The organism is Phenylobacterium sp. LjRoot219 (genome assembly GCF_964252995.1).
Taxonomy (GTDB): Bacteria; Pseudomonadota; Alphaproteobacteria; order Caulobacterales; family Caulobacteraceae; genus Phenylobacterium.
In genome coordinates this window covers 3,651,208-3,674,142 of record NZ_CAXUQI020000001.1, presented here as the reverse complement: position 1 = coordinate 3,674,142, position 22,935 = coordinate 3,651,208, and the positions used below count along the sequence as shown (strand labels likewise).

Here is a 22,935-nt window from a genome sequence, read left to right as displayed (position 1 = left end):
GCGGGCGCTCTACGCACCGCTTGCCCCCTCCATCACCCGCTCTTCGCTGCGCTCGGCGGGCGGTCCCCCTCCCCCTCTGCGAGGGGGAGGTAGTGCGTCAGGCGGCCAGTTCGCCGGCCAGCGCCCGGTCGATCAGCTGGATCGTCCGTTCGACGCCGAAGATCGCCACGAAGGAGCCGAAGCGCGGGCCCTGGCTCTGGCCGAGCAGCACCTCGTAGAGCGCGCCGAACCAGGCGCGCAGCGGCTCGAAGCCGGCGGCCTTGCCGACCTCGAACACCTCGTTCTGGATCAGCTCGGCGTCGGCCCCGGCAGGTAGGGCGCGCAGCCGGCCGACCAGGTCCTCCATCGCCGCGCGTTCCTGGGCGTTCGGCGCGCGGAACGTCTTCGAGGGCTTCACGAAGTCCTCGTAGTAGTTGATCGCGTAGCCCGCGAGCTTGTCGAGCAGCGGCTGGCTCTCCGGCGTCGCGCCGGGGATGTAGCGCTCCAGGAAGCCCCAGAGGATCGCCTTGGTCGAGGCGTCGGCCGCCGAGACCAGGTTGAGCAACAGCGAGAAGCTGACCGGCGAGCCCTGCGTCGGCGGCGCGCCGCGGTGCACGTGCCAGGCCGGGTTGTCGATCGCCGGCTGGCCGGTCTCGGCCAGGGTCTTGTTGAAGCTGTCGAGCTGCTGCAGGTACTCGTCGGTCGCCTTCGGGATCACGTCGAAGTACAGCCGCTTCGCCGATTTTGGCGACTGGTACATGTAGTAGGCTAGGCTCTCGGGCGTGCCGTAGCGCAGCCACTCCTCCATGGTCAGGCCGTTGCCCTTGGACTTGGAGATCTTCTGGTTGTTCTCGTCCATGAACAGTTCGTAGTGGAAGGCCTCCGGCGGCGCGCCGCCCAATGCCTTGCACACCTTGTTGGACACCCGCACGGAGTCCACCAGGTCCTTGCCGCTCATCTCGTAGTCGACGCCGAGTGCGGTCCAGCGCGCCGCCCAGTCCGGCCGCCACTGCAGCTTCACATGGCCGCCGGTGACCGGGACTTCGGTGCGGGTCCCGTCCTCGTCGGCGAAGACGATCGTCCCCGCCTCGAGGTTGCGCTCCAGCGTCGGGACCTGCAGCACCTTGCCGGTCTTCGGGCTGATCGGCAGGAACGGCGAATAGGTGGCGCGGCGTTCCTCGCCGAGCGTCGGCAGCATGATCGCCTGGATGGCGTCGAACCGCTCCAGCACCCGCAGCAGCACCTCGTCGAAGCGGCCCGACTTGTAGCAGTCGGTCGACGACATGAAGTCGTAGTCGAAGCCGAAGCCGTCGAGGAAGGCCAGCAGGCGGCTGTTGTTGTGTGCGCCGAAGCTCGCGTGCTCGCCGAACGGGTCGCGCACCGAGGTGACCGGCTTGTCGCGGTCCTCTTCGAGGATGTGGCGGTTCGGCACGTTCTCCGGGATCTTCCGCAGCCCGTCCATGTCGTCGGAGAAGACGATCAGCTTGGTCGGGATGGCGTCCTCGGTCAGCGCGCGGAAGGCCGAGCGCACCATGGTCGGCCGCGCCGCTTCGCCGAAGGTGCCCATGTGCGGCAGGCCGGACGCGCCATAGCCGCACTGGAAGACCACCGGCTGGGTCAGGGCCGGCAGGGTGCGGACCGCCTCGGCCGCCTTGCCCTCGCCGATCAGGCTGGCGGCCAGGTCGCGCTCGGCGTCGGAGAGCCGTTGGCGCAGGACGCGGTCCAGCAGGAGGCGCGCTTGTTCGAAGGGCCAGCTCTTGGCTTCGCGGGCCCGGTGGGAAAGACCTTGCAACATGGAGAGGCGGTACCCCCCCGGGCGAACGGGCTCAAGGTCTTTTGGGAGCGGGTCGCGCACTCGCCACGCACCCTGTCATCCCGGAAGCCGCGGAGCGGCTGTCCGGGATCCAAGAACACGGACGTCGCCGGGGTCCGCGCGAGCCTTGCCGCGCCGTGTTCTTGGATCCCTGTCTTCGCTGCGCGAAACCGGGATGACATGGCCGGATGTTCACTCCCGCGGCAGCAGGAAATGGCCGCGCAGCGCCGCCACCGGCTCGCTGCGCTGGTCCTGCCAGGCCTCGACGTGGACGTTGGCGATGCGCCGGCCGACCTTGCGCAGCTCGGCCCGGGCGAAGGTGGTCTGCGGCCGGCCGGTCTTCAGGTACTCGATCGTCACGTCGATCGGCTTGGGCAGGCGGGTGACGTCGGAGGCCAGCGCCAGCTGCGCCAGCGCGGTCATCTCCATGAAGGCGCCCAGCACGCCGCCGTGCAGCGCCTGCCACTTCACATTGCCGATCAGCTTGTCGGCGAATGGCAGGACCGCGGTCATCTCGTCGCCGGCCAGCTCGGCGCGCATGCCGAGGAAGCGGACGTAGGGCGTTTGGGCGAGGAAGGCGTTCAGGCGCTCGGCGGGATCGCTCATGCGCGCGGCTCCGGGACGGCGAAGGTGGCCAGCGCCGTGGCCACGGGATCGTCGCGGTCGACGTCCCAGGCGAGCGCGCGGACGAAGGCGATGGAGCGGGTCAGCTTGTAGCAGTGCGCCTCGCAGACCACGCCGGCGCGGGGCGCAGCCGGGCGCATGTAGTCGACCCTAAGGTCGAGCGTCGGCGCGCCGCCGCGCTTGATGCTGGAGATGGTCGTGGCGCAGGCGTGGTCGATCAGCGCGGTGACCACGCCGCCGGCGAGGATCTCCAGCTCGGCGTCGCCGACCAGGTCCTCGCGCCAGGGCGCTTCGAGCGTCACCGTCCCCGGCGTGATGCCGACCAGGCGCAGCCCCAGCCCCTGGCTGAGCGGCGCAGCCAGCATGACTTTGGCGACCTTCTCTACGTCGATGTCGCGGTCGATCTCGGCGTCCATGCCGCTGGGGTAGGGGGGCGGTGCGGCGGCGTCAACAGCCCCAAATTGTCATCCCGGTTTCGCGCAGCGAGGACCGGGAGCCAAGAACACGACGCCGCCGGCGCAGGCGCGCGCCTTGCCGCGCCGTGTTCTTGGGTCCCGGACAACCGCTGCGCGGTTTCCGGGACGACAGGGGTTATGGCGGCGGAGCCTCGCACATCCCACATCGCAGTGATGATCCGCCCGCAGGACCTGCTGTGCCCGAAGCCCGAGGGGCTCTACTGCGCGCCGGGGGACTTCTACATCGATCCGGTGCGGCCGGTGGCGCGGGCGGTGATCACCCATGGCCACTCCGACCACGCCCGCGCCGGCCACGGCGCGGTGCTGGCGACCCGGGCGACGCTGGACATCATGGCCGAGCGCTGCGGCCCGGACTTCGCCGGCGCGGCGCAGGCGGCGGCCTATGGCGAGGTCGTGCCGCGCGACACCGTCGAGGTGACGCTGGTCCCGGCCGGCCACGTGCTGGGCTCGGCCCAGGCGGTGGTGCGCTGGCGCGGACTGACGATGGTGGTCTCCGGCGACTACAAGCGCCGCCGGGATCCGACCTGCCAGGCCTTCACCCCGGTCCCCTGCGACGTCTTCATCTCCGAGGCGACCTTCGGCCTGCCGGTGTTCCGTCACCCGGAGCCCGGCGACGAGATCGCCCGGCTGCTGCGCTCGGTGGCGCAGTTTCCGGAGCGCGCGCACCTGGTCGGGGCCTATGCGCTCGGCAAGGCGCAGCGGATCATCCGGCTGCTGCGCGAGGCCGGCTGGGCGCGACCGATCTACGTCCATGGCGCGATGGAGCGGCTGAACGCGCTCTACGAGGCGCACGGCGTCGAGCTCGGCCCGCTGCGGCCGGCGACGACCGCGGCGAAGAAGGACTTCGCCGGCGAGATCGTCATCGCCCCGCCCTCGGCCCTGCAGGACCGCTGGAGCCGCCGCTTCCCCGATCCGGTTTCGGCCTTCGCCTCGGGATGGATGCAGGTCCGCGCCCGCGCCCGCCAGCGCGGCGTCGAGCTGCCGCTGGTGATCTCCGACCACGCCGACTGGGACGAGCTGACCGGCACCGTCGACGAGCTGCGGCCCGGCGAGCTGTGGATCACCCATGGCCGTGAAGAGGCGCTGGCGCGCTGGGCCGAACTGCATGGCGTGCCGGCCCGCGCGTTGGCGCTGGTCGGCTACGAGGAGGAGCTGGAGGACTAGCCGCGCCGGGCTGGCCGGCCGCGCGTCAGTGCTTGGTCGGCGCTTCGTCGCGCTTGACCTGGGCCTTCAGCAGGTCGCGGATCTCGGCCAGCAAGGCCTCCTGCGGCGGCGGCGCGGCCTTCTCGCCGACCGACTTCAAGGCATCGCGACGGCGGATCACGTTCACGCCCTTGACCAGCAGGAACACCACCCAGGCGACGATGGTGAAGCGGATCAGGGTGTTCAGGAACGCCCCGTACTGGATCGCCACCAGCTCGTTGACCTTGGCCGTGGCCGGGTTGTCGTAGCGCAGCACCCACTGCAGGTGCGAGAAGTCGACGCCGGAGAGCAGCAGGCCGACCGGCGGCATGACGATCTGGTCGACCAGGCTTTTGACGATGTCGTTGAACGCCGCGCCGATGATCACGCCGACGGCGAGGTCGATGACGTTGCCGCGGGCGATGAACTCGCGGAACTCGCCGAGAATCGGGGCGCGCCGCTCGAGTTCCTGCGGCAGCTGCAACACGTCCTTGGGAACGCGGACCATGTCCGGGGCGGCCTACTCGTCGGTCGCGTTGAGCCGCTCGCGCAGCTCCTTGCCGCTCTTGAAGAACGGCACGTGCTTGGCTTGCACGTCGACCGGCTCGCCGGTGCGCGGATTGCGTCCGGCGCGGGCGTCGCGCGAGCGCACCGACAGCGCGCCGAAGCCGCGCAGCTCGACGCGGCCGCCGTCTTCCAGCGCCTCGATCATGCGCTCCAGGATCACACCGACCACGCGTTCGATGTCGCGCTGGGTCAGGTGCGGGTTTTCTTCGGCGAGTTTGGCGATCAGTTCGGACTTGATCATGCGGGCCCTTCGGTCCTCAAGCGGCGCGACCATGGGCGACTCCGCGTGCAAATTCAAGGCGAAAGCGGCGGTTTTGATGCATCCCAGCGCGTCGCGAGCGGGCTTCGTGGCGCAACCTTGGGACGCAAGCTGGGCTGAGCCGGGGGCCGGCCACGAAAAAGCCCCGCCCGGCGAACCGGACGGGGCTCTGTCGTTACAGCGTCAGCCGGACGGACCGGCCGCAGCGCTTAGTCCTTCTGGGCCTTCTCGCGGAGAGCCGCGCCCAGGATGTCGCCCAGCGAAGCGCCGGAGTCCGACGAGCCGAACTGCTCGATGGCTTCCTTTTCTTCGGCCATCTCGAGCGCCTTCACCGACAGCGAGACGCGGCGCGCGGCCTTGTCCAGGTTGGTGATCTGCGCGTCGACGCGGTCGCCCACGGCGAAGCGCTCGGGGCGCTGGTCGGCACGGTCGCGCGACAGGTCCGACTTGCGGATGAAGGCGCCCATCGGCGCTTCGTCCTCGCCGAACTTCACCTCGATGCCGCCCGAGGTGATCTCGGTGACGGTGCAGGTGACGGTCTGGCCCTTGCGGTAGCTGTCGCCGGCCATCGGGTCGCCCGACAGCTGCTTGATGCCGAGCGAGATGCGCTCCTTGTCGACGTCGACGTCGAGGACCTTGGCCTTGACCAGCTCGCCCTTGGTGTAGCGGGCGATGGCTTCTTCACCCGGCGCCGACCAGTCGAGGTCGGACAGGTGCACCATGCCGTCGATGTCGCTGTCCAGGCCGATGAACAGGCCGAACTCGGTGGCGTTCTTGACTTCGCCTTCGACGGTCGAGCCGATCGGGTGAGCCTCCAGGAAGGCCTCCCACGGATTGGCCATGGCTTGCTTCAGGCCGAGGCTGACGCGGCGCTTGGACGGATCGACGTCCAGGACGACCACTTCCACTTCTTGGCTGGTGGAGACGATCTTGCCCGGGTGGACGTTCTTCTTGGTCCAGGACATTTCCGACACGTGCACCAGGCCTTCCACGCCCGGCTCCAGCTCCACGAAGGCGCCGTAGTCGGTGATGTTGGTGATGCGACCGGTGAACTTGGCGCCGACCGGGTACTTGGCTTCCACGCCGTCCCACGGGTCCGACTGCAGCTGCTTCATGCCGAGCGAGATGCGCTGGGTGTCCGGGTTGATCTTGACGATCTGCACCTTGACGGTGTCGCCCACCGCCAGCACCTGGCTCGGGTGGTTGACGCGCTTCCAGCTCATGTCGGTGACGTGCAGCAGGCCGTCGATGCCGCCGAGGTCCACGAACGCGCCGTAGTCGGTGATGTTCTTGACCACGCCTTCGCGGACTTCACCCTCGACCAGCTGGCTGACCAGCTCGGTGCGCTGTTCGGCGCGGGCTTCTTCCAGGATGGCGCGACGCGACACGACGATGTTGCCGCGCGGACGGTCCATCTTGAGGATGGCGAACGGCTGCTCGCGACCCATCAGCGGGCCGACGTCGCGCACCGGACGGATGTCGACTTGGCTGCCCGGCAGGAAGGCCGAGGCGCCGCCCAGGTCGACGGTGAAGCCGCCCTTCACGCGGCCGACGATGGCGCCCATCACCGGCTCGTTGCGCGCGTAGACCGCTTCCAGGCGGGTCCAGGCTTCTTCACGACGGGCCTTGTCGCGGCTGATGACCGCTTCGCCCATGGCGTTTTCGACGCGCTCGAGGAAGACCTCGACGGTGTCGCCGGTCTTGATCGTCGACTTGCCGTCTTCGCCGAGGCCGAATTCCTTCAGCTGGACGCGACCTTCGGTCTTCAGACCGACGTCGATGATGGCGAAGTCCTTCTCGATGGCCACGACCTTCCCTTGGACCACTTGGCCTTCCATGAAGTCGCGTCCGCCGAGGGACTCGTCGAGCAGCGCGGAGAAGTCGTCGCGCGTCGGGTTCAGGCTCATATCGTCAGCCATGTTCTCTTTCGTCTTCGAATGACGGAGGGGCCGCGTCCGACAATGCGGCAGCGCGGGAGTCCTCGCGTCGGTTGGAGGTTGAACCGAAGGCGCAGGGGATACCCCGCGCGGTGTGAGATTGCCCGCGGTGGCGAGGGAAAGGCGCGGTTGGATTTGCCCAGCTGGACCGGCTTCTAGGAAGCTTCCCAGCGGGCGCGCGCCGCCTCGACGATACGGCGGGCCGCATCGGCGGCTTCGTCTATAGACATTTGCGAGGTGTCCAGCAAGACGGCGTCCGGGGCGCGGGCCAGCGGAGCCGAGTCGCGGCCGCTGTCGCGGGCGTCGCGGATCCGGATGTCGGCCAGCACGTCCTCGAAAGCGACCGGCTCGCCCTGGCCGGCCAGCTGCTTCCAGCGGCGCTCGGCGCGCACCTCGGCCGCGGCGGTGACGAACAGCTTGGCCGGCGCGGCCGGGGCGATCACCGTGCCGATGTCGCGCCCGTCGAGCACCGCGCCGCCGGGCTGGCCGGCGAAGTCGCGCTGGAAGGCGAGCAACGCCTGGCGCACCTGCGGATGCACCGCCACCCGGCTCGCCGCCTCGCCGGCCGCGCGGGTGCGGAAGGCCGGGTCGTCGAGCAGGCCGGCCGAGAGGCCCGAAGCGGTGGTTGCGGCCGCCGCGGCGTCGTCCAGGTCGCGCCCGGCGCGCTGGGTCAGCACGCCGACCGCCCGGTAGAGCAGGCCGGTGTCGAGCACCGGCAGGCCGTAGGCCTTGCCCAGCCCGGTCGCGACCGTGCCCTTGCCCGAGGCCGCCGGCCCGTCGACGGCGATGATGAAGCCGCTGCTCATCCTTCCCCGCTCTTCCCCGCGAAAGCGGGGATCCAGGTTTTTTTGTCGGTGAGCTCCAGCCAGGCTCCGGCGCTGAGACGGAAAACGCCTGGGTCCCCGCTTTCGCGGGGATGAGCGGAAGTGGAGGGCTTCAGGCTCACGCCGCCGCCGGCTGCTCTTCGGCGATGTCGCCGCCGAGGCCGCGCATCAGCGCCACGAAGCCCGGGAAGCTGGTGGCGATCATGCCGGGCTCGTCGACTGTGACCGGCTGTTCGGCGGCCAGGCCCAGCACCAGGTGCGACATGGCGATCCGATGGTCGCCGTGGGTCGTCACCCGTGCGCCGCCGCGGACCGCCGCCGCGCCGGTGACGATCATGAAGTCCGGGCCGTCCTCGACCTCGACGCCGCAGGACTTGAGCCCCTCGACCATCAGGGCGATGCGGTCGCTTTCCTTGACCCGCAGTTCGCCGATGCCGCGCATCACCGTGCGGCCCTTGGCGAAGGCCGCGGCCACGGCGAGGATCGGATACTCGTCGATCATCGCCGGCGCGCGCTCCGGCGGCACCTCGACGCCTTCCAGCTGCGAGTAGCGGGCGGTGACGTCGGCGACGGTCTCGCCGCCCTCGTCGCGGACGTTGGTCACCGCCAGGTCCGCGCCCATCTCGCCCAGGGTGTCGAGCAGGCCGATGCGCAGGGCGTTCAGCAGCACGCCCTCGACCGTCACCTCCGAACCCGGGGTGATCAGCGCCGCCACCAGCGGGAAGGCGGCGGAGGAGGGGTCGCCCGGCACCCGCACGCGAGTCCCGGTCAGCTTCTGGCCGCCGGCCAGCACGATGCGCCGGCCGCTTCCCTCTTCGGTGACGTCGACCTGCGCCCCGAAGGCGCGGAGCATCCGCTCGGTATGGTCGCGGGTGGGTTCCGGCTCGATCACCTCGGCGCCGCCCGCGGCGCTCAGCCCGGCCAGCAGCACCGCCGACTTCACCTGGGCCGAGGGCTCGGGCAGGCGATAGGCCAGCGGCTTCAAGTTGCCGCCCTTCAGCGTCAGCGGCAGGCGGCCGTTCGAGCGGGCGATCCAGGTCGCGCCCATCTCGCCGAGCGGCTTCAGCACCCGGTTCATCGGCCGGCCGCGCAGCGAGTTGTCGCCAGTAAAGGTGACCGCCAGGTCGAAGCCGGCGGCCGCGCCCATGATCAACCGCACGCCGGTCCCGGCGTTGCCGCAGTCGACCACGTCGACCGGCTCGGCGAAGCCGCCGCGGCCTTCGACGCGCCAGCGACCCCCACCTGTTTCGCTGGGGCCCAGCCGCTCGACGCCGGCGCCGAAGCTGGCCATGGCCGCCGCGGTGCGTTTCACGTCCTCGCCTTCCAGGAGCCCCTCGACCTCGGTCACGCCGGTGGCCAGGGCGCCGAGGATCAGCGCCCGGTGGGAAATGGACTTGTCGCCGGGAGCCCGCACGCGGCCCGAAAGGGAGCCTGCGCGCCTGGCGGTCAAGGCGGCCGCCGTCATCGTCAAAACCAAGCCTCCACGGGCGTCTGGAACTAAGAGGGGGATTGCTTTGACAGCGGTCTTCACGCGTGGCAAGGGAGCGCGCTTCTTAAGAACCACCGCCGTTATGAGGGTCGCCGCCTTTGGCCAATCCTGAACTGGGCACCAAGCAACTTTGCCCGCAATGCCAAGCGAAATTCTACGACCTCAACAAGCGCCCGGCGCATTGCCCGAAGTGCGCCGCCGAATTCGATCCTGACGAGGCGGTCCGCAACCGCCGCGTCCGGGCGCGGGCCATCGTGCCCGACACCGAAGCCGACGACGAACGTCCGGACCAGGTCCGTGGCAAGACCGCGGACGCCGAGGACGAGGAAGAGGAAGTCACTACGCCCGAACTGGACGAAGTGGCCGACGAACCCCTGGTCGCCGACGACGAGGACGAGGATGGCGTCGCCCCGGTTGCGGGCGCCGACGATCTCGGCGAGTTCACCGACGACGAGGAAGTCGAAGAAGCCGACGACGTTCCGTTCCTGGAAGAGGACGAGGACGACTTCGACGACGCCGAAATCGAGGGCCTTCCGGGCGAGGGCGACGAGGACTAATTCCGGCTCCGGCGAGGGGATGAAAAAAAACCTCTCGCCGGGCTTGATCACGCGGAACGGTTTGAATAGGTTCCGCGCCTCGCCCGAAGCGGTCACGCTCCGGCGAGAAACACCGAGAAGAACACCTCGGGGCTATAGCTCAGTTGGTAGAGCGCTTGAATGGCATTCAAGAGGTCAGCGGTTCGACTCCGCTTAGCTCCACCATGAAAGCCCGCCGGTAACCCCGGCGGGCTTTCGCCTTTCTGGAACACCTCCATCACGGCGCGTCGGACCTGGGTTTCGCCGAACGGCGGAAACTCTTCGCGACGCCGGAACGCGACCGCCTCGGCGGCATTCAGCGGCCATCCCGCCCATGATCGCGAGGAGGCCCCGATGCACGTCCAGCAGATGATCTCCAGCCACCCTCAGCGCGGCCACGCCAACGAGGCGCTGATCCGCTGCATCGAGGAGTGCTACGACTGCGCGCAGACCTGCACCGCCTGCGCCGACGCCTGCCTCGGCGAGCCCACGGTGCAGGAGATGACCCAGTGCATCCGCACCTGCCTGGACTGCGCTGACGTCTGCCTCACCACCGGCGCCCTGGCGACCCGGCGCACCGGGTCGAACGTCGAGCTGCTCGGCCGCATGCTGCAGCTGTGCGAGGACGCCTGCCGGGTCTGCGCCCGCGAATGCGGTCGCCACGCCGAGATGATCACCCACTGCCGCATCTGCGCCGACGCCTGCCTGCGCTGCGAGGTCGCCTGCCGCGAGGCGGCCGCCTCGATGAGCCCGACCCTGCAGTAGCCGGCAGCGGCCGCGAAGCCGCTGGGGGCCGGCGCGACGGACGGCCGATGCGGCGCATGCGCCGCCGCATTGCGAAGCCCTGGGCGGCTTCCCACATAGGTTAAGTCCGGTCGAGCCGCGCCGCTACCGGGCGGCCCGGCCGGAGAGTCGCTTCAGTTAAGGACTCTGCGCGCATGACCCGGTCGATCGTTTTCGACAGCCCGTTCCTGCTTGGCTTCGAGCACACCCGCAGCCTCATCGAGCGCGCGGCCAAGGCCGCGGCCGAGAGCTACCCGCCCTACAACGTCGAGGATCGCGGCGACGGCGGCCTTCGGATCACCCTGGCGGTGGCGGGCTTCACGCCCGACCAGCTCAGCGTGACCGTCGAGGACCGCCAGCTGACCGTCCAGGGCAAGCGGGACGGCGACCCGGCCAAGCGCGACGACGCCTTTCTGCACCGCGGCATCGCCGCCCGCGGGTTCATCCGCAGCTTCGTGCTGGCGGACGGGATGGTGGTGGAAGGCGCGACCCTCGGGCACGGCCTGCTGCACATCGATCTCGCCCGGCCGGAACCGGAAAAGCGCGTCACCACCGTGCCGATCCGCACGGTCGGCTGAGCATAGAGGCGACGAACTTCAGGACGTGCGGGGATCTCCCGCCGTCTTCCAGGAACGGTCGGCTGAACCCGGCGTCCGTTCGAAGCGTTGAGTTTTTGGAGGTGGTCTTATGACACCCATCTTGACAACAGAAGCATTTGCCGCTCTCGGCGCGCCGCACCTGGTTTATGTCCGCCCCGTCAAGGCCGCGGAGATCATCGCCAGCGTTCCATCCGCTCAAGTCGAGGGCTTCGATCTGGATCCCGACCAAACGCTGTACGCGGTGCACCGCGCCGACGGCGAGCGGTTGGCGGTGCTGACCGATCGCGATGCTGCGGTCGCCGCCGCCCTCGCGCACGAACTGGCCCCGGTCTCGGTGCACTGACCCACCGCGCCGGCCCCGTTCGGCCAAGACAAGAAAAGAGCCGGTCGCCGCGAGGCGGACCGGCTTTTTCTTTGCGGATCCGTCATCACCCAGCTGGTCCGGGTGATCCATCCCACAGCCGTTCGGCCTCAGTGGCGGCTGGGGTCTTGGGCCGAGTGGCCAGGACAAGCCGGGCCATGACGGTTCGATAAGAGCCTAAGCCGCCGGCCGGGCGACCCCGTCCTGCACCAGCAGGGCGTGGACGGCGTCGGCTGTGCGCGCCTGGCGCAGCTGCTGGCGCAGGTCGGCGTGGCGCAGCAGGCGCGAGACCTTGGCCAGCGCCCGCAGGTGCTCGGCCCCGGCGTCGACCGGCGCGAACAGGGCGAAGATCAGGTCGACCGGCTGGTCATCGACGGATTCGAACTCGACCGGCTGCTCCAGCCGCACGAAGACGCCGCGCATCCGCTGCAGCCCCTCCAGCCGGGCGTGCGGCGCGGCCACGCCGTGGCCGACGCCGGTGGATCCCGCCTGCTCTCGTTCGGCGAGGGCGTCGAGGATGTGCGGCGCGTCGATGCCGAGACTGCGGGCCGCGATTTCGGCGACCAGGGCCAGGGCCTGACGCTTGTTGGCCGCGCTCACGCGCAGGGCGATCGCATTGCGATCGAGAAGCTCGCCGATCTGCATAGGTCCCAAGTACTCGTTTGACGGCGCCGCTCTACTAGCGGTGCACCGTGACGGAACGCCAAGCGCAACTAGGCCTCTGCGATTCCGTCGGTTCCCTCTCCGTTGGAATTCGTCCGTTCCGGATCTATCCAGCCGATGTTGCCATCGCCGCGGCGGTATACCACGGACAAGCCGCCGTGCGCGGCGTTTCGAAACATAATTGCCTGCGCTTCGGTCAGGTCGAGCTGCATCACGGCCATCGACACGGTCATCGTCCGCACCGGGGTCTCGGTCTCGGCGATGATCATCGGCTCCGGGAAGGCGGCGAGCGAGTCGGCGCCGTTGATCAGCTCGGGCTCTTCTTCTTCCTCCTCGAAATCGGTCGGCTGCAGCACGAAATAGGCCGCCACCTCCTGCTGCTTGGCGAGCGCCTGCAGATGGTGGTCCTTGAGCCGGCGCTTGTAGCGTCGAACCCGCCTTTCCATCTTCGACACCGCGGCGCCGACGGCCATGTGGGCGTCGCCGCCCAGGCCGTGCGTCGTCAGCTGTTGGCCGGACGCCAGGGTGACGGAGCAGTCGACCTTGAAGGAGTGCCCTTCACGGCTGACCACCACGTCGGCCCCGCCGCCGCGGTCGAAGTACTTGCCGATGCTGTTGGTAAGTTCGTCAGCGACCCGCGTCCGCAGAGCATCGCCGACATCGACGTGTTTGCCAGTGACTTGGACTTGCATGCCGTGATCAACGCGCCTGCGGCCCGAAGGTGTCAAGTTAGGGAAAGCGCTGAGAGACCCGTCCTGAGCATGGCGCCGATCAAGTTGGCGGCGAGCACCAGCGCGCCGATGCTGGCGGCGGCGAAGGCGTAGCCGGCCATGGCGATCACCCCGTCGCGCTGGATCATCGCCAGCGAGAAGACGCTCACCGTCGCCGCCGGCAGCATGTTGCCGAGCGGGATCGGCAGGATCAGCACCAGGGCGCACAGGGTGCAGATCAGCCCCATCAGCCGCCGCCCCGGGCCGTCGACCACGAAGCCGAGCCGGGGCCGCGAGACCGCCTCCATCCGCTGCAGCCAGGGGATCATGCGGGCGAACGGCCGCCTGAGCGCGGCGGTGGCGATCGGCCGCTCGCGCAGCCGGCGCGGCAACCAGGGGCCGGGGGAGTCCAGCAAGAGCTGCGGCGCCAGCAGCACCAGCGGCAGGCCGAACACGGTGGTCGAGCCGGGCGGCAGCGGCAGGGTGCAGGCCAGGCCGAACACCAGCAGCAGCCCGGCCAGCGCGCTGGCCCCGAGGGACTCGATCAGCTCGCCCAGGGTGATCGTCGGCGCCTGACTCTCGGATAGCTCGCGGACCAGTTCCGAAAGCGGTCGGTCATGCTGATCATGGGGGGCCATCGCCCGTTGAAAATGGGCCGTAGCGAAGCCGCCGCCAAGCCCTAGTTAGACGGCGTCCTTCAGAAGACGCCGGCGCTCCACGGACGACGGGATCCGCATCGCCTCGCGATACTTGGCGACGGTCCGCCGGGCGATGTCGACGCCGGCTTCCTTGAGCAGTTCGACGATCCGGTCGTCGGAGTGGACGTCGCGCTCGTTGCCCTCGGCGTCGATCAGCTGGCGGATGCGGTGGCGCACGCTCTCGGCCGAGTGCGCCGCGCCGCCTTCGCTCGATTGAATCGCCGAGGTGAAGAAGAACTTCATCTCGAACACCCCGCGGGGCGTGCCGATGTACTTGTTCGAGGTCACCCGGCTGACCGTCGACTCGTGCATGCCGATGGCGTCGGCGACGGTTTTCAGGTTCAGCGGCCGCAGGTGCTCGACCCCATAGGCGAGGAAGGCGTCCTGCTGGCGGACGATCTCCGAGGAGACCTTGAGGATGGTCTTCGCCCGCTGGTCGAGGCTCTTCACCAGCCAGCTGGCCTGGGCCATGCAGTCGGAGACGAAGGTCTTCTCCTGGTCGGAGCGGGCCGCGGCGCTGACCCGGGCGTGGTAGCGCTGGTCGACCAGCAGCCGCGGCAGGGTCTCGCTGTTCAATTCCACGTGCCACAGGCCGGCGGCGCCTTCGCGCACGAAGACGTCGGGGGTGACCGGATGGGCCGGCTCGCCGCCGAACGCCGCGCCGGGCCGCGGCGTCAGCGCCTTCAGCTCGGCGATCATCTCGCGCAGATCCTCGTCGTCGACGCCGCAGGCCTTCTTCAGGGCGGCGAAGTCGCGGCGGGCGAGCAGCGGCAGGTTGTCGAGCAGCGCGTCCATCGCCGGGTCGAAGCGGTTGTGCTCCTTCAGCTGCAGCATCAGGCACTCGCGCAGGTCGCGGGCGCCGACGCCGGTGGGCTCGAAGCCCTGCACCGTCTGCAGCACCCGCTCGACGAGCTCGGTGGTGCAGCCGAGCTGTTCGGCGGCCTCGACCAGGTCGAGCCGCAGGTAGCCGCCCTCGTCGATCCCGTCGATCAGCACGCTGGCGACCGCGCTCTCGGCCGGGCCCAGGCCGCAGACTGCGAGCTGGTCGTGCAGGTGCTCGGCGAGCGTCTGCTCGCGGGTCAGCGCGCTTTCCAGGTCTTCCGGCAAGCCGTCGAAGCTGCCGCCGGAGCCGGCGCGGGACCAGTCGATGGAGCCGCCGGCGTCGGCGGCGGGTTGTTCGGAGTCGCCGGTGGCGCGTTCGCCCGGCGAGGCTTCGTCATGGGCGGCGTCGAGATCGGCGCGGGCTTCGGCGTCGGCCGCGGCCTCCGGCGGCGCCTCCTCGGCGGCGCGCGGCTCGGCCTCGGCCTCGGGCTCGTCGCGGGCCAGCAGCGGATTACGCTCCAGCTCGCCCTCGACGAACGCCTCGAGCTCGAGATTCGACAGCTGCAGCAGCTTGATGGCCTGCTGCAGCTGCGGCGTGATGACCAGTCCCTGGCCCTGCCGAAGCTCTAATCGTGCGCCCAGCGCCAAAACCGCCCCCTCTGGCCTGTTTCTTGCTGGGAGGCTAAGCGGGCGTTTCCCACTGTTTGGTTAATGCCGGCGGTAACTCACCGCCAAGCTGTGGGTGAATGGGATTTGTTTCCGACCTCGCCTGTGCCACGGGGGAGGGGGACCGCCCGCCAGAGCGGGTGGTGGAGGGGGCGAGCCGCGCGTACTGCGCCCCTGAGAACATGAATTCAGCGGTTTCGAAGAGGAGGGGCGGCGCTCGCGGCTCCCCCGCGGTGCGGGGGAGGTAGAGCGGGCTAGCTGGCGTTGAAGCGGTCGCCGAGATAGACGCGGCGGACTTCCGGGTCGTCGACGATCTCGTCGGGACGGCCCTCGAACAGCACCTCGCCGGCGTGGATGATCGAGGCGCGGTCGATGATGTCGAGCGTCTCGCGCACGTTGTGGTCGGTGATCAGGATGCCGATGTCGCGGGTCTTCAGATAGGTGATGACCTCGCGGATGTCGGCGATCGCCAGCGGGTCGATGCCGGCGAAGGGTTCGTCGAGCAGCATGAACGAGGGCTCGGACGCCAGCGCCCGGGCGATTTCGACCCGCCGCCGCTCGCCGCCCGACAGCGAGATCGCCGGCGCGTTGCGCAGGTGCTCGATGTGCAGCTCTTCGAGCAGCTGGGTGACGGTCTCGCGGGCCTTCTTGCGGTCCTTCTGGCGCAGCTCGACCACGGCCATCACGTTCTCGCCGACGGTCATGCCGCGGAAGATCGAGGTCTCCTGCGGCAGGTAGCCGACGCCCATGCGGGCGCGCTGGTACATCGGCTGCGAGGTGATGTCCTCGCCGTCGAGAAAGATCGACCCGTAGTCGGCCGGCACCAGGCCGGTGATCATGTAGAAGCAGGTCGTCTTGCCGGCGCCGTTGGGGCCGAGCAGACCCGCCACCTCGCCGCGCGCCAGGCGCAGCGAGACGCCTTTGACCACCGGCCGGGCGCGGAACGACTTGCCGATGTTGTCGACCACGAGGCCTTCGCCAACGAGGCCGGGCAGGGAGGGGAAACGCTCCTGCTTCAAGGGAACTCCTTGCTGGTCGCGCTTAGCGCCGCTGACCGGCGGACGCGGTGTTGGTCTGCTTCGGATAGAAGACGCCTCGCGGCCGTTCGGCCTTGTTGCGGCCCCTGGCGGCGCCTTCCATGTGACCCTGGCCCGTGGAGACGTTGAACACCATCCGCGAACCGCGAAGCACGTTTTGGCCCTGAGTCGCCACCACGTCGCCGGTGACGGTCAGGGTGTCGGTCTTCGCGTCATAGACGGCCGCGTCGCCGCGCACCTTGTTGGTCGGGGTTACATAGTAGACCGAACCGTCCGCGCGAAGCCGCACCAGGTCGCCGCAGCCGCCGGTCTTGCCGCCGTCCTTCAGCGCGAACTCGGCCGTCAGGGTGTCGGCGCGCAGCCGCGCGGTGTCCTGCAGCGCCTCGGCGTGGCCGCGCCAGATCGAGGTGCAGGCGCTGTTGGTGGTCTCCAGTTCGTCGGCGGTGATGTCCACCGGCGCGTTCGAGTTGGTCGCCAGCTGGGCGGCCGCGGGGCTCGCCAGCAGGGCAGCCGCCACCACCGCGCTCAGGGAAAGACTAGTCCGTCGCATCACGTCGCCTGCTCACTTTCCGTCAAGGCGGGTGTGCACGCCGCCCTTGAAGATCATCCGCTCGCCTTTGCCGTATACCGCATAGGACTTCGCGTTGATTTCTCCAAGAGACCCTGAGCCCTGAATAGGACCTGAACCAACAACTTCGCCGGTCTTTGTGTCGAATAGCGTGGTGGCCGTGTCGAAGGCCGCCTTCGAGCTGACGAGCCGCACGCCGCCGTGCAGGTCCAGCTTGAACGTGCCTTCGTGATAGACGCCGGCGTTCGCCACCAGGCGGATCGCGTCGGGGCCCTGCTCGTCGACCATCAGCGCCGGCCGGTCGAGCATCACGCGCTGATAGTCCTTCGGATCGCGGGTCGCGCTCTCGGCGGTGATCACGAAGGCGCGGCCCTTCTCGTCGCGGCCGACGAACCGCGGGTTCACCAGCCGAATCGGTCCGGCGCTCTCGCGCGGCTGGATCGGCTCGGCGGTCAGGGCGTTGTAGGCCACCGCCGCGGCGAGGCCGGCCAGAATCAGGCCGATCATGCCGGGCAGGGCGAGGCGCAGGGCGCGAATCAGCCGCGAGCGCCGCCGCCAGCGCAGCACCTGCTCCCGCCGGTCGGGCGGGGCGGCGATCGCGAAGTCTGCGGCGGACACCGGGTCGATCCTCAAGCGTGGGCGAAAATGTCGACGTCTTCCCAGCCGGCGACGTCGAGGACGGCGCGGTGCGGCAGGAAGTCGAAACAGGCGGTGGCCAGGCCGGCGCGGCCTTCGCGCGCCAGCATTGCGTCGAGCCGGGCGCGCAGCACGTGCAGGTGCAGCACGTCGGAGGCGGCGTAGGCCACCTGGTCGTCCGACAGGCTCGCCGCGCCCCAGTCCGAGCTCTGCTGAGCCTTCGACAGGTCCACCCCGGTCAGCTCCTTGGTCAGGTCCTTCAGGCCATGGCGGTCGGTGTAGGTGCGCGCCAGCTTGGACGCGATCTTCGTGCAGTAGACCGGCGCCGTGATCACCCCAAGATGGAGGTAGAACATGGCGATATCGAAACGGCCGAAGTGAAAGATCTTGGTGACCGCCGGGTCGGTCAGCAATCGCTTCAGGTTGGGCGCGTCGTAGGTCGAGCGGTCGAGCTGCACGACGTGGGCGTCGCCCTGGCCATCCGAGAGCTGGACCACGCAGAGCGGGTCGCGCCCGAGCCGCAGGCCCAGGGTCTCCGAATCGATGGCGACGGCGGCGGCGCCGGTCAGCGCGTCCGCGGGCAGGTCGCCTTTGTGCAGGAAGTTGGTCACGTCGCCTCAGGACTCCGACGGCCGTCCCCGCGCCTCGACGCGCGGGCGGCCTCTCAATTGAAGGGCGCGGGCCGGGCAGGAGACCGGTCTCGGCGAGGCTCGCCCACGTGCCGGCCGGAAGCATCCTGCTGATAGCCAAGCCGAACTCGTAACGCGCTATCTAGGGTGTCGGGGCAATGTGAACAAGCGATCCTTGGGCCAAGCTTGGGCGGCTCAGCTGTCCCGCGCCTGCGACTCCGCCAGCGCCGCCCGGGTCAGGGCGGCGAGCGCCCATTGCTTGATCTTTCGCGTATCGGCGTCGTCGAGCAGCAGCACGTCCTTGGCGACGAACTGGGCCTCGGCGCCGACCAGCAGTGCGGCCGCGCGGCTGAGCAGCGCCAACTGCTCGGGCGCGAGGCGCGGGGCGGCGGGGGCCAGCGCCGCGGCGATCAGGCCGGCGCGGCGGTTCTGCCGGGCCGGCGGGTCTTGAGCGTCGCGGCCGGCGCTCTGCTCCAGCATGCTGGCCAGCATCAGCCGCATCGGCGTCTCGTTGGCCAGCACCATCTCGTGCAGCGCCTGGTCGACGCGCTGCAGGCGGGCCGCCGGATCGTCGCTGGCGAGGCCGTCGAACAGGCCGTCCGGCTCGGGCACGGCGATGTGCACCGCCGCCTCGAGCATCAGCGCCTCGGGGCTCGGGAAGTAGCGGTAGGCGGTGGCGCGCGAGACCATCGCCTCCTGCGCCACCTCCTCGAGCGTCGGCCGGCCGCCGCGCTGCATCAGCCGGGCGGCGGCGTCGAGCAGGTCCTTGCGGGTGCGCAGCCGCTGGTTGGCGCGGCCGGCGGGCTCGGCCCCTGCCGGGCTTCGGGCGCTCATCCCGCGGCGAGCTGCTGCTGGATCGCCGCCAGATCGACCCAGACGTTCTCGCGGCGGATCGCTCCGTCGTCGGCGAATTCGACGACGTGCAGCAGGCGAAAGCTCAGCGGCCGGCCGCCGCCGGCCAGGCCGAACGGCGTGCCCGGAGCGCGGCCGCTCCAGAGGCTGTCGTCGACCATGAAGTTGTCGCCGTAGAGCCGCCGCAGCCGCTCGACCTTGCCGTCGGCGAGGTCGGCGAACAGCTGCTCGTAGAACGGCCGCGCGCCGTCGCGGCCGTGGGTCGGTCCGGTCGGCCAGCCGACGATGTCGTGTTCGACGTCGGCGGCGAGGGTGGCGAGCACGCCGCCGACGTCGTCGCGCGCTTCGAAGCCGAAGTGCGCGTCCATCCTGGCGTCCATTTCGGTGGGGGAAAGCGGCATGGCCTGGCTCCGCAATCGGGCCGCACGCGGCGGCGCATTAGAGATGTTCGTCTATACATGAGACTGAAATCTCATTTCAAGCCGATCAGCGCCCCGGGCGGGTCACAAGGTCGCGCGTCCGGCGCCGGCTTGCCTCGACGGCGCGGGCCGGGCCACTCTGTCCGCGTAAAAGAGAGTTTCGGGGGAATCGTGCGGGTCATTCTCGACGTTGGAGCGAACGACGGCTCCTGGGGCCTGGGCATGGCCCAGAAATACCCCGACGTGCCGGTCTACGCCTTCGAGCCGACGCCGCAGCTCTGCGCCAAGATCCGCGAGAAGGTGAGCCAGCTCGGCCTGCGCAACTACGAACTCGTGCCGGTGGCGGTCTCCGACGAGCCCGGCCGCGCGCGCTTCAACATCGCCGGCCAGTCCGACTGGGGCTGCAGTTCGCTGCTCCCGTTCGCCGGCGAGCTGGAGAAGACTTGGCCGGGCCGCGAGGACCTCAAGGTCACCGAGGTGATCGAGGTCGACTGCATCCGTCTCGACAGCTTCGTCGCCGAGCGCGGGATCACGGGGATCGCCTTCCTGCACACCGACGCCCAGGGCATGGACTTGCGGGTCATCTCGTCGCTGGGCGAGCACGTCGGCAAGGTGGAGCGCGGCCGTCTGGAGACCGCGCGCAACGCCAAGGCCGCGCTCTACGACGGCCAGCACACCCTCGACGAGGTGCTGGGCTTCCTGTGGGTCCGGGGCTTCGACATCGAGGCGCTGACCCCGAACGACAAGTTCATGAACGAAGTGAACGTCACCTACCGGCGCGCGCCGGGCGGCGTGGTGCGGATCCGCTGATCCGCTGACCGCCCGAGCGACGCGGCGCGCCGCGTCGCCGAAGTTCCGATCTCAAATTTTCAGCTTGAGTTTTGTGAGGCTTAGCGCCTCAAGCACCACCGTAAAACGGTGGTGCCCAGGAGAGGACTCGAACCTCCACGACCTTTCGGCCACTGGCACCTGAAGCCAGCGCGTCTACCAATTCCGCCACCTGGGCCCGTTCCGTTCCGAACGGAGGCGGCTACATATGGCGCCCTCCGGCGGTGGTCAACGGCGATGTTGCACTTCCTGCAACTCGCATTGCGACCGGCCGGCGCATCGTCTATCGGCAAGCGGTCAGACACTCCTAGGCAGCCGGCGCAAATCCCTATGCAAAACCTCGTCACGGTCTTCGGCGGCTCGGGCTTCGTCGGCGCTCAGGCGGTTCGGCAGCTCGCCAAGGCCGGCTGGCGCATCCGCGTGGCGGTGCGCAATCCGAACCTCGCCTACCGCATGCGGCTGCAGGGCGACGTCGGCCAGATCGATCTGGTGCAGGCCAACATCCGCAACCCTGATTCGGTGCTGCGCGCGCTCGACGGCGCGTCGGCGGCGGTGAACCTGGTCGGCGTGCTGCACGAGGCCGGCCGCCAGGGCTTCCAGGCGGTCCACGCGATGGGCGCGAAGAACGTCGCCGAAGCCGCCCGCGCCCAGGGCGTCACCCGGCTGGTGCAGATGTCGGCGCTGGGGGCCGATGCGGAGTCCGGCGCGAAGTACGCCCGCACCAAGGCCGCCGGCGAGGCCGCGGCGCGCGAGATCTTCCCCGACGCGGTGATCGTGCGGCCGTCGATCGTGTTCGGCCAGGACGATCACTTCTTCAATCGCTTCGCCGCGATGGCGACGATGAGCCCGGTGCTGCCGCTGATCGGCGGCGGCGGAACCCGCTTCCAGCCGGTGTTCGTCGGCGACGTCGGCAAGGCGCTGGCGCTGGCGACGACCCGCGACGACGCGGCCGGCCACACCTACGAGCTGGGCGGGCCGGCGGTGTTCACCTTCCGCCAGCTGATGGAACTGATGCTGGCCGAGATCGATCGGCGTCGGCTGCTGCTGCCGGTGCCGTTCCCGGTGGCGCGCCTGCTCGGCATGGCCGGCGACCTGGTCGCCGGCGTCGTCCCGCCGCCGGTCACCACCGACCAGGTCGAGCTCTTGAAGACTGACAACGTCGCCAGCGGCGCCTATCCGGGCCTGGCCGAGCTCGGCATCACCCCGACCACCCTCGAAGCGGTGCTGCCGGGCTATCTCTACCGCTACCGTAAGGGCGGGCAGTACGCCGACCAGGAAGACCGCGAGCTGGTGCGGATCTAGGTCCGCCAAAACACCGCTCATCCCCGCGAAAGCGGGGACGTGCGGCTGAGGCGTGCGCTCAGATCAGGCCGCTGGTCAGCGCCGCGATGCCGATGGCGCCGATGACGATGCGGAGCCAACCGAACGGGGCCAGCCCGCGGCGGGTGACGATCGCCAGCATGGCGCGGATCACCACCATCGCGACCACGAACGAGGTCACGAAGCCGATCGCCAGCAGCTCCAGGTTCGCCGCGGCCAACTGGTCGCGGCTCTCCCAGGCGTCGAGCACGAAGGCCCCGACCATGGTCGGGATCGCCAGGAAGAACGAGAACTCGGCCGCGGCGCGCTTGTCGACGCCCATCAGCATCGAGCCGACGATCGTCGAGCCGGAGCGGGAGGTGCCGGGGACGATCGCGAAGCACTGGGCCACGCCGATCCCCAGGGCGGTGAGAATCGGCAGCTTCATCGGATCGTTGCGCCGCGGCGGCGGCGCCACCTTGTCGATGAACAGCAGGACGATCCCGCCGACGATCAGCGAAACGCACTGCACCATCGGCGTGTCGAACAGCACCTGCTTGATGAAGTCGTGCAGCAGCAGGCCGACCAGCGCCGACGGCAGGAAGGCGACGATGATGCTCAGCGCAAAGCGCCGGGCCTGCGGGTCGCTCGGCAGGCGGACTACCGCCCCCCACAGCTTCTGGAAGTAGAGCACCACCACGGCCAGGATCGCGCCGAGCTGGATCAGCACCGCGAAGGTGTTCCAGAACGGGTCGGTCAGCCCGAGCGCCTTCTTGGTCAGCAGCAGCATGCCCGTCGAAGAGACCGGGATGAACTCGGTAAGGCCCTCAACGACGCCGAGGATGACGGCGTGGATCCAATCCGGCACGCGGAACTCCACTCAAGCTTAGGGGTGAGGCCTCTTACAGCGGCCGATCATGGCGAAGAAGTGGTTTCGCTCCGTGACGCGCGAGTGAAGGCGTGGCCGCTCAATTTCCGAGCGTGCGGAAGATGCTCCCCTTCAGGGGCGCAAAGACATTCCGTCATCCCGGCCGAAGCGCAGCGGAGAGCCGGGACCCAGGGGCGGCGCGGCCCTTCAGGCCGTCCGGGATGACGGACTTAGTTCGGTCGGCAGCAGGCCGTGACCGGCCAGGAAGGTCGAGAGGTCGCCGCCGTGGAACCGGAGCGCGCGCACGCCGGCGCGGTCGGCGGCTTCGATGTCCGAGGACTTGTCGCCGACCAGCAGCGAGCGCTCGCGGTCGATCGGCCAGTCGGCCAGCGCCCGCAGGATCATCCCGGGGTTGGGCTTGCGGTCCGGCGGGTCGGGGTGGCGGTAGACGGCCTCGGCGGCGTCCGGATGCTGCGGGCAGAAGTAGAAGGCGTCGATCTTCGCGCCGGCTTCGGCCAACTCCTCGGACATCCGCGCGTGCAGCGAGTGCATGTCGGCCTCGGTGTAGTAGCCGCGGCCGACCCCCGACTGGTTGGTCACCACGATCACCAGCCAGCCGGCGCGGTTGAAGGCGGCGACCACCGCGCGCGCGCCGGGGATCCAGCGGAAGTTCTCCCAACGGTGCACATAGCCCTCGTCCTCGTTGAGGACGCCGTCGCGGTCGAGGAACAGGGCGGGCTTGAGCGCGGGAGAGGGGGCAGGGTCGGGCACG

The 22,935-nt window shown here is 69.6% G+C and carries 27 protein-coding genes and 2 tRNA genes; 8 read left to right on the top strand and 21 right to left on the bottom strand.

Features of this window, described 5'->3' with window-relative positions:
• Positions 1–97: 97 nt before the first annotated feature.
• From ACSQ14_RS17990 to ACSQ14_RS17980, 3 genes are all read right to left on the bottom strand, one after another.
• Entirely contained in the window at positions 98–1,774 is a 1,677-nt protein-coding gene (locus tag ACSQ14_RS17990) for a lysine--tRNA ligase (RefSeq protein WP_436015259.1), read from the bottom strand.
• A 210-nt stretch (positions 1,775–1,984) separates the two neighbouring features.
• Complete coding sequence (locus tag ACSQ14_RS17985; RefSeq protein ID WP_436015257.1) at positions 1,985–2,398, bottom strand: PaaI family thioesterase; 414 nt, start codon at positions 2,396–2,398, stop codon at positions 1,985–1,987.
• On the bottom strand, positions 2,395–2,832 hold the full coding sequence (locus ACSQ14_RS17980; protein WP_436015255.1) for a PaaI family thioesterase: 438 nt from the start codon (positions 2,830–2,832) through the stop codon (positions 2,395–2,397). The genes ACSQ14_RS17985 and ACSQ14_RS17980 overlap by 4 nt, the downstream gene beginning before the upstream one ends.
• A 213-nt stretch (positions 2,833–3,045) precedes the next feature.
• Here ACSQ14_RS17980 and ACSQ14_RS17975 point away from each other — a divergent pair, with 213 nt between their 5' ends.
• On the top strand, positions 3,046–4,056 hold the full coding sequence (locus ACSQ14_RS17975) for a ligase-associated DNA damage response exonuclease (RefSeq protein ID WP_436015472.1): 1,011 nt from the start codon (positions 3,046–3,048) through the stop codon (positions 4,054–4,056).
• Between the two features lie 25 nt (positions 4,057–4,081).
• Here the strand turns inward: ACSQ14_RS17975 and mscL are convergent, their stop codons facing one another.
• The 5 genes from mscL to aroA all read right to left on the bottom strand — a co-directional run bounded on the left by mscL (position 4,082) and on the right by aroA (position 9,126).
• Positions 4,082–4,582, bottom strand: coding sequence for a large-conductance mechanosensitive channel protein MscL (mscL, locus tag ACSQ14_RS17970; protein ID WP_436015253.1), 501 nt, complete (start codon positions 4,580–4,582; stop codon positions 4,082–4,084).
• Positions 4,583–4,594: 12 nt separating this feature from the next.
• Entirely contained in the window at positions 4,595–4,882 is a 288-nt protein-coding gene (locus ACSQ14_RS17965) for an integration host factor subunit beta (protein WP_436015251.1), read from the bottom strand.
• A gap of 227 nt (positions 4,883–5,109) precedes the next feature.
• Positions 5,110–6,819, bottom strand: a complete 1,710-nt coding sequence (gene rpsA, locus ACSQ14_RS17960; RefSeq protein ID WP_436015249.1) for a 30S ribosomal protein S1 — start codon at positions 6,817–6,819, stop codon at positions 5,110–5,112.
• 173 nt (positions 6,820–6,992) lie between these two features.
• The gene (gene cmk, locus ACSQ14_RS17955; RefSeq protein WP_436015247.1) at positions 6,993–7,643 is read right to left on the bottom strand and encodes a (d)CMP kinase; all 651 of its coding nucleotides are present in this window, start codon (positions 7,641–7,643) and stop codon (positions 6,993–6,995) included.
• A gap of 136 nt (positions 7,644–7,779) precedes the next feature.
• Entirely contained in the window at positions 7,780–9,126 is a 1,347-nt protein-coding gene (gene aroA, locus ACSQ14_RS17950) for a 3-phosphoshikimate 1-carboxyvinyltransferase (RefSeq protein ID WP_436015470.1), read from the bottom strand.
• A 122-nt stretch (positions 9,127–9,248) separates the two neighbouring features.
• Between aroA and ACSQ14_RS17945 the strand changes: the two genes are divergently transcribed.
• The 5 genes from ACSQ14_RS17945 to ACSQ14_RS17925 all read left to right on the top strand — a co-directional run bounded on the left by ACSQ14_RS17945 (position 9,249) and on the right by ACSQ14_RS17925 (position 11,450).
• A complete protein-coding gene (locus tag ACSQ14_RS17945) occupies positions 9,249–9,707 on the top strand; it encodes a TIGR02300 family protein (protein ID WP_436015245.1) in 459 nt (152 codons plus the stop codon).
• Positions 9,708–9,835: 128 nt separating this feature from the next.
• Positions 9,836–9,911: transfer RNA gene (locus ACSQ14_RS17940), tRNA-Ala, on the top strand.
• A 168-nt stretch (positions 9,912–10,079) separates the two neighbouring features.
• Positions 10,080–10,490 (top strand): four-helix bundle copper-binding protein, encoded by a 411-nt coding sequence (locus ACSQ14_RS17935; RefSeq protein WP_436015243.1) that lies wholly within the window; start codon positions 10,080–10,082, stop codon positions 10,488–10,490.
• 173 nt (positions 10,491–10,663) lie between these two features.
• Positions 10,664–11,086, top strand: a complete 423-nt coding sequence (locus ACSQ14_RS17930) for an Hsp20 family protein (RefSeq protein WP_436015241.1) — start codon at positions 10,664–10,666, stop codon at positions 11,084–11,086.
• 109 nt (positions 11,087–11,195) lie between these two features.
• On the top strand, positions 11,196–11,450 hold the full coding sequence (locus tag ACSQ14_RS17925) for a DUF1150 family protein (RefSeq protein WP_436015239.1): 255 nt from the start codon (positions 11,196–11,198) through the stop codon (positions 11,448–11,450).
• A gap of 195 nt (positions 11,451–11,645) precedes the next feature.
• On the opposite strand, the gene ptsN is transcribed toward ACSQ14_RS17925, so the two are convergent.
• The 10 genes from ptsN to ACSQ14_RS17875 all read right to left on the bottom strand — a co-directional run bounded on the left by ptsN (position 11,646) and on the right by ACSQ14_RS17875 (position 19,150).
• Positions 11,646–12,113, bottom strand: a complete 468-nt coding sequence (gene ptsN / locus ACSQ14_RS17920) for a PTS IIA-like nitrogen regulatory protein PtsN (protein ID WP_436015237.1) — start codon at positions 12,111–12,113, stop codon at positions 11,646–11,648.
• A gap of 68 nt (positions 12,114–12,181) precedes the next feature.
• The gene (gene hpf, locus ACSQ14_RS17915; protein ID WP_436015235.1) at positions 12,182–12,823 is read right to left on the bottom strand and encodes a ribosome hibernation-promoting factor, HPF/YfiA family; all 642 of its coding nucleotides are present in this window, start codon (positions 12,821–12,823) and stop codon (positions 12,182–12,184) included.
• A 32-nt stretch (positions 12,824–12,855) separates the two neighbouring features.
• Positions 12,856–13,479, bottom strand: a complete 624-nt coding sequence (locus ACSQ14_RS17910) for an exopolysaccharide biosynthesis protein (protein WP_436015233.1) — start codon at positions 13,477–13,479, stop codon at positions 12,856–12,858.
• Between the two features lie 45 nt (positions 13,480–13,524).
• The gene (rpoN, locus tag ACSQ14_RS17905; protein ID WP_436015231.1) at positions 13,525–15,009 is read right to left on the bottom strand and encodes an RNA polymerase factor sigma-54; all 1,485 of its coding nucleotides are present in this window, start codon (positions 15,007–15,009) and stop codon (positions 13,525–13,527) included.
• Between the two features lie 272 nt (positions 15,010–15,281).
• Complete coding sequence (lptB, locus tag ACSQ14_RS17900) at positions 15,282–16,022, bottom strand: LPS export ABC transporter ATP-binding protein (RefSeq protein WP_436015468.1); 741 nt, start codon at positions 16,020–16,022, stop codon at positions 15,282–15,284.
• Positions 16,023–16,068: 46 nt separating this feature from the next.
• Positions 16,069–16,581 carry an LptA/OstA family protein gene (locus ACSQ14_RS17895; RefSeq protein WP_436015229.1) on the bottom strand — a complete coding sequence of 171 codons (513 nt, stop codon included), beginning with the start codon at positions 16,579–16,581 and terminating at the stop codon, positions 16,069–16,071.
• Positions 16,582–16,626: 45 nt separating this feature from the next.
• Complete coding sequence (gene lptC, locus ACSQ14_RS17890) at positions 16,627–17,250, bottom strand: LPS export ABC transporter periplasmic protein LptC (protein ID WP_436015227.1); 624 nt, start codon at positions 17,248–17,250, stop codon at positions 16,627–16,629.
• Positions 17,251–17,261: 11 nt separating this feature from the next.
• Entirely contained in the window at positions 17,262–17,879 is a 618-nt protein-coding gene (locus ACSQ14_RS17885; RefSeq protein ID WP_436015225.1) for a ribonuclease D, read from the bottom strand.
• A gap of 213 nt (positions 17,880–18,092) precedes the next feature.
• A complete protein-coding gene (locus ACSQ14_RS17880) occupies positions 18,093–18,731 on the bottom strand; it encodes a TetR/AcrR family transcriptional regulator (RefSeq protein WP_436015223.1) in 639 nt (212 codons plus the stop codon).
• Complete coding sequence (locus tag ACSQ14_RS17875; RefSeq protein WP_436015221.1) at positions 18,728–19,150, bottom strand: ester cyclase; 423 nt, start codon at positions 19,148–19,150, stop codon at positions 18,728–18,730. The genes ACSQ14_RS17880 and ACSQ14_RS17875 overlap by 4 nt, the downstream gene beginning before the upstream one ends.
• A gap of 189 nt (positions 19,151–19,339) precedes the next feature.
• Here ACSQ14_RS17875 and ACSQ14_RS17870 point away from each other — a divergent pair, with 189 nt between their 5' ends.
• Entirely contained in the window at positions 19,340–19,978 is a 639-nt protein-coding gene (locus tag ACSQ14_RS17870; protein ID WP_436015219.1) for an FkbM family methyltransferase, read from the top strand.
• Positions 19,979–20,087: 109 nt separating this feature from the next.
• Here the strand turns inward: ACSQ14_RS17870 and ACSQ14_RS17865 are convergent.
• A tRNA-Leu gene (locus tag ACSQ14_RS17865) sits at positions 20,088–20,174 on the bottom strand.
• 152 nt (positions 20,175–20,326) lie between these two features.
• On the opposite strand from ACSQ14_RS17865, the gene ACSQ14_RS17860 reads away from it, so the two are divergent.
• Positions 20,327–21,298 (top strand): complex I NDUFA9 subunit family protein, encoded by a 972-nt coding sequence (locus ACSQ14_RS17860; RefSeq protein WP_436015217.1) that lies wholly within the window; start codon positions 20,327–20,329, stop codon positions 21,296–21,298.
• A gap of 58 nt (positions 21,299–21,356) precedes the next feature.
• Here the strand turns inward: ACSQ14_RS17860 and ACSQ14_RS17855 are convergent, their stop codons facing one another.
• The gene (locus ACSQ14_RS17855) at positions 21,357–22,163 is read right to left on the bottom strand and encodes an undecaprenyl-diphosphate phosphatase (RefSeq protein ID WP_436015215.1); all 807 of its coding nucleotides are present in this window, start codon (positions 22,161–22,163) and stop codon (positions 21,357–21,359) included.
• Between the two features lie 207 nt (positions 22,164–22,370).
• Entirely contained in the window at positions 22,371–22,934 is a 564-nt protein-coding gene (locus ACSQ14_RS17850; protein ID WP_436015213.1) for a D-glycero-alpha-D-manno-heptose-1,7-bisphosphate 7-phosphatase, read from the bottom strand.
• Position 22,935 lies beyond the last annotated feature (1 nt).